The organism is Nannocystis sp. RBIL2, assembly GCF_026626745.1.
Lineage (GTDB): Bacteria > Myxococcota_A > Polyangia > Nannocystales > Nannocystaceae > Nannocystis.
This window is the reverse complement of sequence record NZ_JAPNJW010000001.1, coordinates 411,461-426,993: the sequence shown is the minus strand read 5'-3', so window position 1 is coordinate 426,993 and position 15,533 is coordinate 411,461. Positions and strand designations below refer to the sequence as shown.

Here is a 15,533-nt window from a genome sequence, read left to right as displayed (position 1 = left end):
GTCCTCGTTCCTAGTACTTGGTGACGATCCGGCCGTCGGGCACCGCGTACCCGGACTTGCACAGGTCGAGCGGCGTGTTCGCGTCGTAGCAGGCGGGCAGCTGCGGGATGTCGCGCATGTACTGGATCATCGCCTCGCGGATCGGGATGCCGGTGTTCACCTTGGTGGTGTTGCGCTTGAGCATGCGGAAGCCGCTGCCGCCCCACGCCATGTAATCGTTGGTGCACATGTCGTAGGCGCGGGCGGCCTCGAGCGGCTCGCCGTTGACGTGGATGTCCTCGGCCTTGCCGGTGCGGCAGTTCATCGTGAAGCTGATGCCGGAGACCTGGATCTGCGAGTTGCAGCCGCGCTCGGCGCTCGACCGCGTGGCGAAGTCGAGCAGCTCCTGCACCTCGAGGCCGCTCAGGATCATCGTCGTGATCGTGTTCTCGAACGGCATCACGTTGTACATCTGCTCGTACGTGATCGGGCCGGCGAGGATGTCGGTGCGGATGCCGAGCGAGTTGGTGACGCAGAACTCGGTCTCGATGTAGCGGCGGTACTGCATCGCCTCGGCGACCAGGTTGCCGAGCATGCTGTCGCCGCCGGTGTTGCCGAAGCGCCGCAGCGGCTCGGTCGCGGTGGTGATCACGCGGTCGAGCAGCAGGGTCTGCTGCATCTCGTTGAGGTACTCCTGCAGGACCTCGCGGGTCTCGGGGTCCTCCGGGACGGTGGTGTCGATCGGGAACAGCTTGAACTTGTGCGAGGTGATGCGCTTGTCGCGGACGACGATGTCGAGCCGGGCGACGAACTTGGCGAAGGCGTTCGGGTGGGCCAGCAGGGTCTGGCGCCGGTGCTCCGGCTTGCACTCGCCGATGCCGCGCGGCGGGTCGGTGCCGTCAGGGTCGGCGCCGGCCTCCGGGTCGTCCTCCTCGCCCTCGCTGTCGACCGTCACGACCTCGGCGTCCATGTCGGGCCGGGCCGAGATGTACTGGGCGTCGGGGTTGTAGTCGATGAGCTTGGGCGGGCTGAGGGCGATGTGGTGGTGGCCGCCGAGGATCAGGTCGAGGCCACAGATGTTGCGCGCCAGCACCTCGTCCTCGGTGAGGCCGAGGTGGTCGAGCAGGACCACCAGGTCGACCGACTCGCGCAGGAAGTTGGTGTAGAACTGGACGGTCTGCAGGGTCTCCTTGGGCAGGATCCCCAGGTTGTTGGTGCCGTCCTCGAGGCTGTTCATCGAGCTCAGGTTGCCCATGCCGATGATGCCGAGCTTGAGGCCGTCGACGTTGTAGATGACGAACGGCTTGACGATGATGTCGAACTTGGTGGCGAACGGCTTGGCGTCGTCCTCGAACTCGTAGTTGGCCGCGAGCAGATCGAAGTCGCCGAAGCTCGAGAACTGCTCGAGCACGTTCTCCGGGCCGTGGTCGAACTCGTGGTTGCCGAGCGCCATGGCGTCGAGGCCGGCCATCGACATCGCCCGCACCTCGGCCTCGCCGCCGAAGATGTTGAAGATCGGGGCGCCCTGGAACAGGTCGCCCGAGTCGAGCCAGATCGACCGCCCGGCGTGCTCCCGCTCGCGCTTGACGATGTGGGCCATCTTGGCGACGCCGCCGTACGGCCCGCGACCCTCGGCGAGCCCGAGCTGCTGCTCGGTGTAAAGAGGATCGTGGTCGTACGGCAGGATCCGCGAGTGCACGTCCGAGGTGTGCAGGATCGTGAGGCGGACGTCCTGACCGGTGAGGTCGGGCGGGTTGGAGTCGTAGAGGCACGAGCCCAGCGACAGGCTCGCGAGCAGGCCGGAGACGATCGATAGACGCGAGTTACGCACGGGTCCCGGCGAGAGGTAACAGGCCCCGCGCGTTCGCGCAATCCGGGCCCGGTTGCGGCCGCCGTGGCCCAGGTCATGCCCGCCGGCGCCGCCCGCCGTGGGGCCGCCGCGGGCCGAACGCTGCTCGGTTCGCCAGTCGGGACGCTCCAGGCGGTGGCCGCGCGCGTCGCTCCAGGTCACAGGCCGGAGTCGGTATCATCGCGACGATGCATACACCGCTGCTCTGCTTGCTCGGGTTCGGGGCGTGGACCCTCCTCGTCGCGGTCCTCGGGATCGTGACACCCCGCGTGCTGGCCGTGGCCATGGGGACGGCGCCCGAAGGCGGGTTTCCGGCCGACGTGCCCCACGGCTCCGACCGCTACCGCCGGACCATGCGAGCGCACCTCAACTGCGTCGAGAACCTGCCGCTGTTCGCGGCGGTGGTGCTGACCGGCGCGGTGGTCCACGCCGGCTCGCCGCGCATGGACACTCTGGCGATCACCTACCTGGCGGCCCGCGTGGCGCAGACGGTGATCCACGTGGCGTCGGGCACCGGCGCGGCGGTCAACCTGCGCTTCACCGCGTTCGCGGTGCAGGCGGTCTGCCTGGTGTGGATGGGCGTGCTGGTCGCGCGGACCCTGGGGGCGGCGGCGGCAGTGTGACAGCAGACCGCGGGGACATGGCCTTTCGGACATGTCCCCGCGGTAAGGTTTAAGCGAGAGGCGTCAGCCCATCGGGATGCCGCACAGGCCGAGGTTCTCCAGGCCCGGAGGAGAGGTGCCGGGGTCGTACCACTGGATGCACTCCTGGCCGGCGCCGGGGCAGTCGGGCTCGGTGATGTCGCAGTAGGGCAGGCAGCAGCCGAGCGCCGCCGGGTCGCACTCGGTGGCGAAGCCGGGGTCCTGGCAGACGAGGCCCTTGTCGCAGGCGTTGGCGTACTCGCACGGGTCGAAGGCGACGCCGGTCTCGCCGGAGGCGTCGAGGACGCACACGAAGCCCTCGTCGTCGGGGTTCGGCAGGCACAGGTCGTTGCCCATGCAGTTCTGCAGCAGCGGGTCGCACGAGGGCAGGCACAGGTTGAGCACGCCCTCGTTGGCGATCACGCAGGTGGTCTGCGGGTCGGCGCAGTTGGTGGCGTCGGGCGAGCCGGTGCAGAGGCCGACGCAGGTGCCCTGGCCGGTGTCGGGGTCGACGTTCCAGCACATCGTGCCCTTGCCGCACGAGTCGACGCCGCTGACGCCGTTGCCCTCGACGGTGCACGGGTCGCCCGGGGCGCCGCCGTTCTCCTCCACGGGGACGCACTTGAGGTTGTTCCACGAGGTGCCGCCGTCGTCGGCGTAGGCGGAACATTTCTGGCCGTCCGGGCAGTCCTGGGTCCAGTTGTCGCACTCCGGGGCGATGCCCGTGCCGCCGGTGGTCTCGCAGCCGAGGAAGTTGCACGTGGTGTCGCCGGTGTCGCCGGAGGTCTCGGTCTCCGTCTCCCCGGTGGTGGCCGGCGGGTCGCTGGTCGCCGGCGGATCCGAGGGCTGGGTCGTGGTGGTCTCGCTGTCGCCCTCGCTGTCTTCGCCCGACGACGTGGTGTTGACGCCGGCGGTCGGATCTTGCGGATCCTTGTTCTCGCACGCCATCAACACCAGGGCGGCCGTAAGGGTCGTCCAAATTCGCTTCATTGCACACCTTCCTCGCGTCGGTAGAGCCGGTTGAGCAACGACATGTCCTTATGGACATGCACGTTGCGACATGTTCTCTGGATCCCCCGCCGGCAGCCGCCCGCTCGCCGGCGCGCGCCTGCGCAAGTGCAGGCGTCCGCAAGAGAGGTAGGCCAGTGATAAAGCTGCAAAACAGTTAATCCTTGCGATAAGTCTTATACAACCTCCGAAACCAACGCAAGGAATTTAAGTTTGTTTGTGTCGATTGTAAGTTTTACCCGGCGAGCCGGGAGCGGCCAGCGAGTGGACCGGACCAGCGTCCTTTGCGCGGGGCGGAATGGCGCTCCGCGGGCCTGGACGGACCCAACGAAAAACGGCGCCCGCGAGGGGCGCCGTTCGTCGAGAGGGCAAAAGGAGCGGCTTACTTGCCGCTGATCTGCAGGTTGAGGTCCATGTCCATGGTCATCGGCATCTTCACGCCGTTGGCGTCGGTGGTCATGGCGATCGAGGACTTCATGTTCATGTCGCCCTTGACCGGGGCGACGCGGGCGAGGTCGACCTCGGTGGTGCCGGCGCCGGTGGAGTCGAGGCGATCGAGGCTGACCTTGGCGCCTTCGGGCATGCCGGGGGCGCTGATCGTCTGCGGGGCGGCGGTCTGGACGATGGTGCTGGCGAGCTGGACGACGCTGCCGTCGCGGCCCTTGAGCTCCCAGGTGGCGACCTGGTCGAGCTTCATGCCCTGCTGGTCGAGCTGCTGGGTGACGGTCCACTTGGCGCCGATGCCGAGCGCCTCCTCCGGGAAGGGCACCGACATCTGGTTGATCTGCTGCCGCATGCTGTCGATGGTCTGCTTGATCTGCGGGTTCACGTCCGGCGGCATGTTGAAGTCGGCCGACTTGACGATGCCGCGCGGGGTGACGAGCGAGGTGCCCGACATCTTGTTCATGGTGCCGAGGACGCTCTTGAGCTGATCGACCATGGCCGCGGGGACCTTGGGGTCGGGCAGGACCTCGATCTTGTCGAGGCTGAACTCGCTGCGGATGTCGCCCTCGCCGGTGATCTCGCTGACCTTGAGGTTCATGGTCATCTGCATCGGCGGGATGTCGGTCTTCGGCATCGCGTTGGGGCCGATCTGCATGCCCATGCCCATGCGCATGGTCATGACCATCGCCTGCTCCTGCCCGGCGGTGAGCTTGAGCCGCAGCGGCTCGCGCGGCTCGGCGCCGGCCTCGATGAGGGTGACGACCGAACCCTGGCCGACGGTGGTCGCAGCATTGGGCGCGGCGGCCGGGGTCGCCGGCTTGGCGTCGGGCGCGGCGGCGACGGGCGCCGGCGGAGCGTCGGTCTTGGGCGCGGCGGCCTCGGTCTTGGCGGCCGGCTTGGCGTCGGACTTGCCGTCGGTCGGCTGACAGCCGAAGAGGTGCAGCGCGACGGCTGCGAGCGGGACACAGAGGGCGCGGAGACGGGGGCGGAGCGACATGCGCGGCGAGGCTACCACAGCGCGGCAGTCGTCGGTGCCGCCCGCCGCGGCGCGAGACCGCCGTTCAATCAGGGCATGCGCCGACCGCTGGCGACCACTGCGGCCTTGACCCGGGTCAGGGCCGCGGTGACCTGGGGGTCGTCGCGCAGCTTCTCGAGCGGGCTCGGCAGCCGCCAGGTCCAGTTGTGATCGCCGAGGGTGGCGGGCTTGTTGATCCGGTCGCGCACGCCGAGCAGGTCCTGCAAGAGGAGGAGGACGAGGTCGCTGCCGGCCTTCAGGACGAGATGGAGCAGGGCGGCGTGGACGGCCGGGGTGAAGGCCTTGCCGATGTCGGGCATGTCCTTCAGGCCAGGTAGCTTCACGACCTCGGCCCGCTCGGCGTCGGACAGCTCGTCCCACCACACCGCGACGGGGGCGGTGTCGTGGGTGCCGAAGGTGGCGACCGAGAGGGCAGGGTAGGCCGCAGGGTCGCGGAAGGCGTCGCCGTCCTTCTCCCAGATCAGGACCTTGTAGCCGGGGGCGCCGAGCTTGTGCAGCGAAGGGCCGACGTAAGCGGGGATCGAGCCGAGGTCCTCGGCGATGAGCTTGGCCCCGCGCTCGCCGGCGCTGGCCATGATGGCGCCGATGACCTTCTCGCCGTGGGCGAGCTGCTCGGGCTCGGTCGGCGGGTCGAAGGTGCCGGGCACGAGCTTGCCCTTGTCGTCGCGCCGCTTCTCGTAGGGCCGCATGTACGTGCGGTAGAAGCCGACCAGGTGATCGATGCGGAAGCGGTCGTAGAGCGTGGCGCTGTAGGCGGCCCGCCGCCGCAACCAGGCGAAGTCGGGGTCGCCCTCGGCCATGATCCGCCAGTGGTAGGGCGGGAGGCCCCAGTCCTGGCCGTCCTCGTCGAACTGATCGGCAGGGACGCCGACCGACATGTCCATGCGGAACTCGCCGCGGTGGACCCATACGTCGGCGCTGTCGCGATCGACCATGAACGGGAGGTCGCCCATGAGCTCGACGCCGAGCTTCTTCAGCTCGCCGCGCGCGGCGGCCCACTGCGCGTGGGCGAGCCACTGGACGTACTCGTAGTAGAGGATGGCCTCGGCGTGGCGGGCCTGGACGGCGCGCAGGGCCGCGCGGTCGCGCTCGCGCAGCGGATCGCTCCACTGCCACCAGGCGGCGCCCTGGTGAGCGTCCTTGATGGCGCGGTAGAGGGCGTAGTCGGGCAACCAGTGGCGCTGGGCGTCGCAGAAGTCGAGGAAGGCGCGGGCCCGCGGCGACTTGCCGGCGCCGGCGGTGAGCTCGTGATCGACGAAGCGCTTGAGGCCGGCGACCAGCGCCTTGCGCTTGAGCTGGCGGACGGTGTCGTAGTCGATGGTGGGGCGCTTCTTGGCGGCCGCGAGCGCGGCGACGCCCGCGGTGCCGAGGACGTCGCGGGTGCTCAGGTGCTGCAGGTCGACCACCGGGCCCAGGGAGATGAACATCGGATCGATGCCGAACGCCGACAGGGCGGCGTACGGCGAGGTGTTGCCGATGGAGATCTCGTTGAGCGGGAGGACCTGGATCAGGGAGATCCCGGCCTTGGCGATGAAGGCCGCGAAAGCGGGCAAGTCGCCGATCTCGCCGATCCCCCACGACTGCTCGGAGCGCAGCGAGAACAGCGGGACGGTGACGCCGGCGACGCGGCCGGCGGACGAGGAGGTGGTTTGTGGCATGGCTGCGGCGCGCCCGGGCGAGGCCGAGCGCCACGATCCAAGTAGCAGGCCGCGCTCGCGCTGCGAAGCCCCAACAGCGGAACCTGCGCAAATGGACCGGGGCGAACGCTGAATCGGCGCCGATCTCGCCGAGCGCGCGCCGGCAGGTCCGTCGCCGCGCGCTGCGGCGGGTGTTGTAGCGTTTGGCCTGTGTCCTCCGTGATCTGGCCCGGCCGACCGGACCCGCTCGGGGCGAACGGCGACGCCGATGGCGTGAACTTCGCCCTGTTCTCCGAGACCGCGACGCGGGTGTTCCTGTGCCTGTTCGACGCGCCGCATCGACCTCCGCGCGAGACGCTCGAGCTGCCCGAACGGACAGGTCGGATCTTCCACGGCTACGTGCCGGGGCTGCGCCCGGGGCAGCTGTACGGCTACCGCGTCGACGGTCCGTACGAGCCGCACGCGGGGCTGCGCCACAACCCGCACAAGCTGGTGCTCGACCCGTACGCGCGCGCGGTGGCGTCGAGCGGCAACGCGGCCGAGCTGTTCGCGTACCGCCTCGGTGACCCGGCCGGCGATCTGGCGTTCGACCGCGAAGACAACGCCGCCGACGCGCCCAAGGGAGTGGTGGCCGACGACGCGTTCGACTGGGGCGACGACCGCCGGCCGGCGACGCCGTGGACCGAGACGCTGATCTACGAGCTGCACGTGAAGGGGATGTCGCGGCTGCACCCGAAGGTGCCGCCCAACCTGCGCGGGACGTACGCGGGGCTGGCGTCGCCGCCGATCGTCGAGCACCTCCAGTCGCTCGGAGTGACTGCGGTCGAGCTGCTGCCGGTCCACGAGATCTACGACGAGCCCGAGGTGCGCCGCCGCGGCCTGGTAAACTACTGGGGCTACAGCACTCTCGGGTTCTTCGCGCCGGCGGCCCGCTACGCCGCCGATCCGCGGCCGGGTGGGCAGATCGCCGAGTTCAAGGCGATGGTCAAGGCGCTGCACGCGGCCGGGATCGAGGTGATCCTCGACGTGGTGTTCAACCACACCTGCGAGGGCGGGCACCTCGGGCCGACGCTGTCGCTGCGCGGCATCGACAACCGCGCGTACTACCTGCTCGACCCCGCGGCGCCGCGCTACAACGCCGACTTCACCGGCTGCGGCAACACGCTCAACCTGCGCCACGCGCAGACGCTGAAGCTGGTGCTCGACAGCCTGCGCTACTGGGCCGAGCACATGCACGTCGACGGGTTCCGCTTCGACCTGGCGCCGGCGCTGTCGCGGCGCGGGGCCGACGTCGATCGTCACAGCCCGTTCCTGGCGGCGATCGGGCAGGACCCGCTGCTGTCGCGCCTGAAGCTGATCGCGGAGCCGTGGGACGTGGGCCCGCACGGCTATCAGCTCGGCGGGTCGCCGCACCCGTGGGTCGAGTGGAACGGCCGCTACCGCGACGCGGTGCGCCGCTACTGGCGCGGCGACCTCGGCCTGGCCGGCGAGCTGGGCTACCGCCTGACCGGCTCGTCGGACCTGTTCTCGGCGACCGACCGCGGGCCGACGGCGAGCGTCAACTACGTGGCCTGCCACGACGGCTTCACCCTGGCCGATCTGACGACCTACAGCGTGAAGCACAACCACGCCAACGGCGAAGACAACCGCGACGGCAACAACCACGAGCACAGCAGCAACTGGGGGGTCGAGGGGCCGAGCGAAGACCCGCGCCTGGCGGCGATCCGCGGCCGCACTGTCCGCAACTTCCTGACGACGCTGGCGGTGTCGCAGGGCGTTCCGATGCTGTGCGCGGGCGACGAGTTCGGCCGCACACAGCGCGGCAACAACAACGCGTACTGCCAGGACAACCCGACGTCGTGGCTGTCCTGGGAGACAGGTCCTGAAGGACAGGCGCTGCTGGCGTTCGCCCGCCGGGCGCTGGCCCTGCGCTCGCGCTTCGCGGTGCTGCGGCGCACGCGGTTCTTCTCCGGCACGAGCGGGCCGCACAGCCGCCTGCGCGACATCTCGTGGCTGCGCCCCGACGGCCGGGCGATGGGCCACGGCGACTGGGTGTCGCCGTCGACCCGCGCGCTGGCGCTGCTGCTCGGCGGCGACGGGACGGGGATCCGCGACGCCCACGGCGAGCCGGTGACCGACGCGACGCTGCTGGTGCTGCTCAACGCGGACGAGCTGCCGATCCAGTTCGCGCTGCCGGGTCGGGAGCTGGGCCGCTGGCAGCGGGTGCTCGACACTGCGTCGCCGATGGCAGAGGAGGAGATCCTGCCGGCCTCGACGGACAGCCTGGAGCTACTGCCGGCAGCGATGACGGTGCTGATGCTGGTCGGCGAAGACGGCGAGCCCCGCAGCGCGAGCTGAGAACGGTGTGTCGCGGTCGTGGCCGACGGGTGACGACCGCGACGCGAAACGGCGATCCGGCAGGTGCCGACCTCGACCGCACGTGTTCGCGGAAGCGTGCGTCGGAGGTCGCGGCAAGGCGAGGGTGCAAGCTGCGCCGCATGCGTCGGACGTCGTCGCAAGGCCACGCGAGGATGCGAGTCGACGCACGCACGGGGGCGTGAAGACCCACGTATCCGCGCCCCGGCAAGGTCACGCGCAGCTCCCGGGTCCTGCGGCCGCGAGCGGTTTGCACGGCGCGGGTTCCTCGGTAAAAGCCGCCGGCCAGGATGCCTCGCCCTCGTAAACCCGAACGCTCCGCGCCGCGCAAACCCACCCCGAGCCGCCGCGAGGAGACTCGCGCGCCCGTGCGCGGCAGCGCGACGCGACCCGCGACCCGCGTGGCGGACGAGGCCGGCGAGGCCGGGGACGCGAAGGCCGACGCGAGCGAGACCCGGGCGGTCGACGCCGGCGCGCCTGCAGAGGCACCGGCGGCGGTCGAGGCCGGCGAGGCGAGCGTGCCGGAGATCGAGGTGGCCGAGGCGGTCGCCGACGCCGAGTCGATGCAGGCGGCCATCCGCGAGCACGAGGCGGGCGCGACCGGCGAGGCGCACGGAACCCCGGCGCCGGTCGAGGCCGGCGAGGCGAGCGTGCAGGCGATCGAGGCGGCCGAAGCCGGCGCGGACGCGGCGTCGGTGGAGGAGGCCATCCGCGAGCGTGAGGCGACCGGCGAGGCGGGCGAACGCCCGGCGAAGGTCGAGGCCGGCGGGCTGGCGGAGTCGGGCGTGCCGGAGGTCGAGGCGACCGAGGCCGCCGCGGAGGCGGTGTCCGTGGAGGCCGCGCTGCTCGAGCGCGACGCGCTGGCGAGCGCGACGCTCGTGCCCGGGGCGCCGGCAGGAGAACTTCAGGACATGCTCGAAAGGCCCGGTACGGAAGGTCAGGCGATTCAAGACATGTCGCAAGAGACAGCTGTTTCGGTGGAGCCGGCGAGCCCGCTGGGCGACCTCGATTATCACCTGCTGGGCGAGGGCACGCACCTGCGGCTGTGGGAGCGCATGGGCGCGCGGCTGGTCGCGGGCGGCGAGGGGGCCCACTTCTCGGTGTGGGCCCCGAACGCGCGCTCGATCAGCGTGATCGGCGAGTGGAACGCGTGGGACGCCGCGCGCGACCCGCTGCACGCGGCGCGCGGCGGGGTGTGGACCGGGTTCGTGCCGGCGGCGCGGCGCGGCATGCTCTACAAGTTCCGCATCGTCGGCGCCGACGGGGCCTTGTACGACAAGGCCGACCCGCACGCGCTGATGAGCGAGACGCCGCCGGCGACGGCCTCGGTGGTGTGGGACCACGCGTACGAGTGGGGCGACGCGACCTGGCTGGCGCGCCGGGCCGAGCGGCAAGGGCCGACGGCGCCGATGGCGATCTACGAGGTCCACCTCGGCTCCTGGATGCGCGGGCCGGGCGGCGAGCACCTGTCCTATCGGGCAGTCGCGCCGAAGCTGATCGCCCACGTGCGCGCGCTCGGCTTCACCCACGTCGAGCTGATGCCGCTGACGGAGCACCCGTTCTACGGCTCGTGGGGCTATCAGGCGACCGGCTACTTCGCGCCGACGCGCCGCTACGGCGAGCCGCAGGAGCTGATGGCGCTGATCGACGCGCTGCATCAGGCGAACATCGGCGTGATCCTCGACTGGGTGCCGGCCCACTTCCCCAACGACGGGCACGGCCTGGTCCACTTCGACGGCACGCACCTGTACGAGCACGCCGATCCGCGCCGCGGGGTCCACCCCGACTGGAACACGATGATCTTCAACCTCGCGCGCCACGAGGTCCGGAGCTTTTTGCTCAGCTCGGCGCTGATGTGGTTGCACGCGTTCCACATCGACGGCCTGCGGGTCGACGCGGTGGCGTCGATGCTGTACCTCGACTACTCGCGCAAGGAGGGCCAGTGGCTGCCGAACCACCTCGGCGGGCGCGAGAACCTCGAGGCGATCGAGTTCCTGCGCGCGCTCAACCAGGCGATCCACAGCGAGGTGCCAGGGGCGATCGTGATCGCGGAAGAGTCGACGGCCTGGCCGGGGGTGTCGCACAAGGTCGAGGACGGCGGGCTCGGGTTCGACTTCAAGTGGGACATGGGCTGGATGCACGACACGCTGCGCTACTTCGGGCGCGACCCGGTGACGCGCGCGCAGCACCACCGCGACGTCACGTTCCGCATGATGTACGCCTACTCGGAGCGGTTCATGCTGCCGCTGTCGCACGACGAGGTGGTCCACGGCAAGGGCTCGCTGGTCCGCAAGATGTCCCCGGGGACAGGCGGCGGGGCGGCCCGGCTGGCCAACCTGCGCCTGCTGTACGCGTACATGTTCGGGCTGCCGGGCAAGAAGCTGCTGTTCATGGGCGACGAGTTCGCCCAGGTGCGCGAGTGGAACCACGACGGGCAGCTCGACTGGGGCCTGCTCGCGGAGGCCGAGCACGCGGGGCTGATGAAGTGGGTCGGCCGCCTCGGCCACCTGCTGCGCGCCGAGCCGGCCCTGTACGAGCTCGACCACGACCCGCTCGGCTTCCGCTGGGCGGTCGTCGACGACTACAAGCGCAGCACTCTGGCGTTCCTCCGCCGCCCGCGTCAGGGGGCGGTGATTTTGGTGATCCTCAACTTCACGCCGATGACGTGGACGAACTACACGATCCCGTTCGAGGCGCCCGGCGAATGGGTGCGCATGCTGTCGTCGGACGAGGCGCAGTTCGGCGGGGCGGGTCACGACGGGCCGGAGCGCCTGATCGCGGACCACTCGGCCGGCGGCGCGCTGCCGTGCGCGGCGACGCTGGACCTGCCGCCGCTGACTGCCCTGGTGTACCGCGGGCCGGAGGTGAAGGCGTACGACGCGGCGGCGCTCGAGCTGCGCGAGTCGCTGGCGGCCGAGGCCGAGGCGGCCCGCGAGGGCGCGACGGCGAGCTGAGAGCGGCGGTAGAACATGTCCTGGAGGACATGTTCGTAACCGCGTTACAGAGTCGCACGCGGGACGTTGCTGTCGTATGGTTCGCGGCCATGCGCGCCGCCCCTTGTTGCCTCCCGCTCGTCGCAGTGGTCCTCGCCTGTCAGCCCGACGAGGGCGGTGAGACCGACAGCGAGGCGATGACGGCGGCGAACCCGTCGACGTCGTTCGGCGAGAGCTTTACCGGCACCGAAGCGACGCCGACGACGACCGGGACGGATCCGGAGACGACCACGACGGGTGAGGCGACGACCACGGCCGCGACGGACGCGGAGACGTCCGCGACCGAGTCGACCACCGGCGGGCCCGAGCTGTCGGAGGACGAGGCGCTGCTGCGCAAGGCGATCGCCGGCGAGGTCGAGGCCGAGGAGGCGATGCGCACGATCGCCGATCGCGGCGGCTTACCGGTGGAGACGGAGTCGGGCGGCTACCTGTTCGCCTGTCTCTGCGGACAGGGGGCATGGACCCTGGCCGGCGACCACAACGAGTGGGCGCCGGCGCCGATGAGCCAGGCCGGGTCGCTGTGGTGGATCGAAGAAGAGATCGCGGCGCCCGACGGCAGCCTTTATAAATTCCACGAGCCGGACTCGATGCAGTGGATCGCCGACCCGTACGGACGTCGCCACGGCTACGACGAATTCGGGGTGTTCTCGCTGGTGCGCGCGAGCGCGGCCCACCTCGAGCGCTGGTACGCGATCGAAGACGCGGACCTGGGGCTCTTGCCGCGCGACCTCGAGGTGCTGGTGCCGCAAGACGGGGAGTTCACCCACGCGCTGTACGTCCACGACGGGCAGAACCTGTTCGACCCGACGGCCTTCTTCGGCGGCTGGCAGCTGACGACGAGCGCGCCGCCGAACATGCTGGTCGTCGGGATCACGAACACTCCGGCGCGCATGGACGAGTACACGCAGGTGCCCGACGAGCTCGACGGCCAGCCGATCGGCGGCGACGGGGAGCTCTACGCGGAGCTGGTCGAAATGGTGATCCGGCCGCGCATGGAGGCGGCGTACGATCCCGCAGCGGTGGTGGGGACGATGGGCTCGTCGCTCGGGGGGCTCATCAGCCTGGTGATCGCCGACCTGTACCCGGACCGCTACGACATGGCGATCAGCCTGTCGGGCACGGTCGGCTGGGGCTCGCTCGAGCTGCACAACGAGACGATCCTCGAGACGTACCAGGCGGCAGGCAAGCGCGACTTCACGATCTACATCGACAGCGGCGGCGAGGGCTCGTGCATCGACGCCGATCAGGACGGGATCGAGGACGACGCGCCTGACTCGTTCGACAATTATTGCGAGAACGCGCAGCTGTACGCGATCCTGCAGTCGATCGGCTACACGCCCGAGGTCGACCTGTTTTACGTGCACGCGCCGGGGGCGATGCACAACGAGGCCGAGTGGGCGGCGCGCGTCGGGGTGCCGATGCAGATCTTCGCGGGGCTGTGAGGCGGGCCGCGAAGGCGCCGCTCTAAGCGCGGCGGTCGAAGTCCACGAGCACCAGCCAGTCCGCCGTGGGCGCCCGGTACAGCACGCTTCCGAGCGCGGAGGGGCGAGAGGTCCTCGAGCTCGACAGGCGCGTCAGAGCGTGTCTGGATGGAAAGGTCCGTTCGAGCCGGTCCGGACGAGCATGTCCTGCCGGACATGTCCGTTCAAACAGCCGAATCAGCGCAGGTCGAGGTCGACGTCGACGCCCTTCTGGCGGCAGGCGGCGAGGATCTCTTCGGTCAGCTGGTCGGTGTCGCGGTTGTCGCCGGGGGGGAGGGCGAGGATGACGCGCGGGCGCTGGGCCTCGAGCGCGGCCATGCGCTCGCGGTGCTCGAGGAAGCGGGCGAAGCCGGCGTAGGCGACGCCCCCGAGCACCGCGACGAGCACGACCAGCGCGAACAGGATCGGCATGTCGGCCCAGGATAGCGCGGCGGGGGGCGTGGCGTCAGCCGCCGAACAGGCGCGCGAGCTGGCTCGCGCCGCCCTGCACGGCGGTGCGCTGCATGTAGAGCTCGAGGCCGAGGCGACCGCCGAGCTCGGCGCCGCCGCCGGCGCGGCCGGGGCCGCCGTGCTGCGCCTGCGGGAACACGCCGCCGGGGCTGAACGAGCCGCCGGCGCCCTTCTCGTCGGACAGCACGAGGCGCCCGAGCTGCGGCCCGAGCTCGGCGACGGCGCGGGCGACGTACTCGCGGTCGTCGCTGTAGACGGTGCTCACCAGGCTGCCGCCGCCGAAGCCGATGATCGCCGCGGCCTGGGCGACGCTGCCGTCGTAGGGCAGGAGGGTGGCGACGGGCGCGAACACCTCGACGCGGTGGAACACCGCGCTGCGATCGAGCACCGAGGCGGCGTCGGCCTCGAGCAGGATCGGCTCGAGGAAGAAGCCCTTGCCGGCCGGCACGTCGACGAACTCGCCGCGCTGCGGATCGCCGCGGACGATGCGGGCGCGCTCGCTCAGAGCAGCGACGCCGGCGCGGGCGTCGGCGAGCTGCTGCGCGGTCGACAGCGGGCCCATCTTGACATTCTTGCTCAGCGGGTTGCCGGTCTGCGCGGCGCGCTCGCCGAGGCGCCCCTCGAGGGCGTCGCGCAGCGCGGGCAGGGCGGCCTCGGGGACGAGGATCCGCCGCGTGGCGGTGCACTTCTGACCTGTCTTTTGGGTCAGCTCGGTGAGCGCGTCGCGGACGACCAGGTCCCACAGCTCGCTGCCCTCCTGCACGTCGGGGCCGAGGACGACGGAGTTGAGGCTGTCGGCCTCGACGTTGACGCGCACGCCGTGGGCGAGGACGTTGCGGTGGCCGCGGATCTTGGCGCCGGTGTCGGCCGAGCCGGTGAAGGCGACGACGTCCTGCGGGCCGAGGTGGTCGAGCAGGTCGCCGACGGAGCCGATGAGGATCTGGAAGGCGCCCGGCGGGAGGATGTTCGCGCCGACGACGAGCTCGGCGATCCGGTGGGCCAGCAGGCTGGTGCTGGTGGCCGGCTTCGACAGCACGGGCATGCCGGCCAGCCAGGCGACCGCGGCCTTGCCGAGCATGCCCCAGGCCGGGAAGTTGAAGGCGTTGATATGGACCGCGACGCCGTGGCGCGGCTGCAGCAGGTGCTGCACGCGGACCTTGCTGGTGCGCACGACCACGGCGGGCTCGCCCTCGACCAGCCACGGCGCGTCCGGCAGGCTCTCGGCCAGCTCGGCGTAGGCGGCGAGGACGCCGAGGCCGCCGTCGACGTCGAACTTGGCGTCGCCGCGGGTGTTGCCGCCGCTGACGACCGCGAGGTCGAGCAGCTCCTCGCGGTGCGCGTGCAGGAGCTTGGCGATGGCCTGCAGGAGGGCGCCGCGTTGCCGGAAGGACATGGCTCGAAGGGCAGGTCCGCCGACCTCGCGGGCGTGGCGGACGGCGTCGGCGAGGCCGCGCGCCGAGGCTGCTTCGGCCAGGACCTCTTCGGTCGCAGGGTTGACGAGCGAGGTCCTGGGACCGTCCGCGGACTGCCAGGCGCCGTTCAGGAAGCTCTCGATCACGCGCATAGAGGCGCAGACGGTACGCCGAGCCGCGCCCGACCGACAAGCCGGCGGGCGGCGCGTTCGATCACGCCTGCGCGC

Annotated in this window: 10 protein-coding genes; 4 read left to right on the top strand and 6 right to left on the bottom strand. The window is 70.9% G+C overall.

The window, feature by feature from the left end:
* Positions 1 to 10 precede the first annotated feature (10 nt).
* Positions 11 to 1,810 (bottom strand): bifunctional UDP-sugar hydrolase/5'-nucleotidase, encoded by a 1,800-nt coding sequence (locus OV090_RS01670; protein ID WP_267701679.1) that lies wholly within the window; start codon positions 1,808 to 1,810, stop codon positions 11 to 13.
* A gap of 206 nt (positions 1,811 to 2,016) precedes the next feature.
* Here OV090_RS01670 and OV090_RS01665 point away from each other — a divergent pair, with 206 nt between their 5' ends.
* Positions 2,017 to 2,451: an MAPEG family protein gene (locus OV090_RS01665; RefSeq protein WP_267701678.1), complete on the top strand. Its 435-nt coding sequence runs from the start codon at positions 2,017 to 2,019 to the stop codon at positions 2,449 to 2,451.
* A 63-nt stretch (positions 2,452 to 2,514) separates the two neighbouring features.
* On the opposite strand, the gene OV090_RS01660 is transcribed toward OV090_RS01665, so the two are convergent.
* The 3 genes from OV090_RS01660 to malQ form a co-directional block, all read right to left on the bottom strand.
* Complete coding sequence (locus OV090_RS01660; protein ID WP_267701677.1) at positions 2,515 to 3,459, bottom strand: ribulose phosphate epimerase; 945 nt, start codon at positions 3,457 to 3,459, stop codon at positions 2,515 to 2,517.
* Between the two features lie 400 nt (positions 3,460 to 3,859).
* Positions 3,860 to 4,918, bottom strand: coding sequence for a DUF6263 family protein (locus OV090_RS01655; RefSeq protein ID WP_267701676.1), 1,059 nt, complete (start codon positions 4,916 to 4,918; stop codon positions 3,860 to 3,862).
* A gap of 68 nt (positions 4,919 to 4,986) precedes the next feature.
* Positions 4,987 to 6,615: a 4-alpha-glucanotransferase gene (gene malQ, locus OV090_RS01650; protein ID WP_267701675.1), complete on the bottom strand. Its 1,629-nt coding sequence runs from the start codon at positions 6,613 to 6,615 to the stop codon at positions 4,987 to 4,989.
* Positions 6,616 to 6,804: 189 nt separating this feature from the next.
* Between malQ and glgX the strand changes: the two genes are divergently transcribed.
* From glgX to OV090_RS01635, 3 genes are all read left to right on the top strand, one after another.
* Positions 6,805 to 8,952, top strand: a complete 2,148-nt coding sequence (gene glgX, locus OV090_RS01645; RefSeq protein ID WP_267701674.1) for a glycogen debranching protein GlgX — start codon at positions 6,805 to 6,807, stop codon at positions 8,950 to 8,952.
* Between the two features lie 386 nt (positions 8,953 to 9,338).
* Positions 9,339 to 11,924, top strand: coding sequence for a 1,4-alpha-glucan branching protein GlgB (gene glgB / locus OV090_RS01640; protein ID WP_267701673.1), 2,586 nt, complete (start codon positions 9,339 to 9,341; stop codon positions 11,922 to 11,924).
* A gap of 89 nt (positions 11,925 to 12,013) precedes the next feature.
* On the top strand, positions 12,014 to 13,405 hold the full coding sequence (locus tag OV090_RS01635; RefSeq protein ID WP_267701672.1) for an alpha/beta hydrolase-fold protein: 1,392 nt from the start codon (positions 12,014 to 12,016) through the stop codon (positions 13,403 to 13,405).
* Between the two features lie 216 nt (positions 13,406 to 13,621).
* Here the strand turns inward: OV090_RS01635 and OV090_RS01630 are convergent, their stop codons facing one another.
* Complete coding sequence (locus tag OV090_RS01630; RefSeq protein ID WP_267701671.1) at positions 13,622 to 13,855, bottom strand: hypothetical protein; 234 nt, start codon at positions 13,853 to 13,855, stop codon at positions 13,622 to 13,624.
* Positions 13,856 to 13,889: 34 nt separating this feature from the next.
* Positions 13,890 to 15,458, bottom strand: coding sequence for a 3,4-dehydroadipyl-CoA semialdehyde dehydrogenase (locus tag OV090_RS01625; protein WP_267701670.1), 1,569 nt, complete (start codon positions 15,456 to 15,458; stop codon positions 13,890 to 13,892).
* Positions 15,459 to 15,533: the final 75 nt, after the last annotated feature.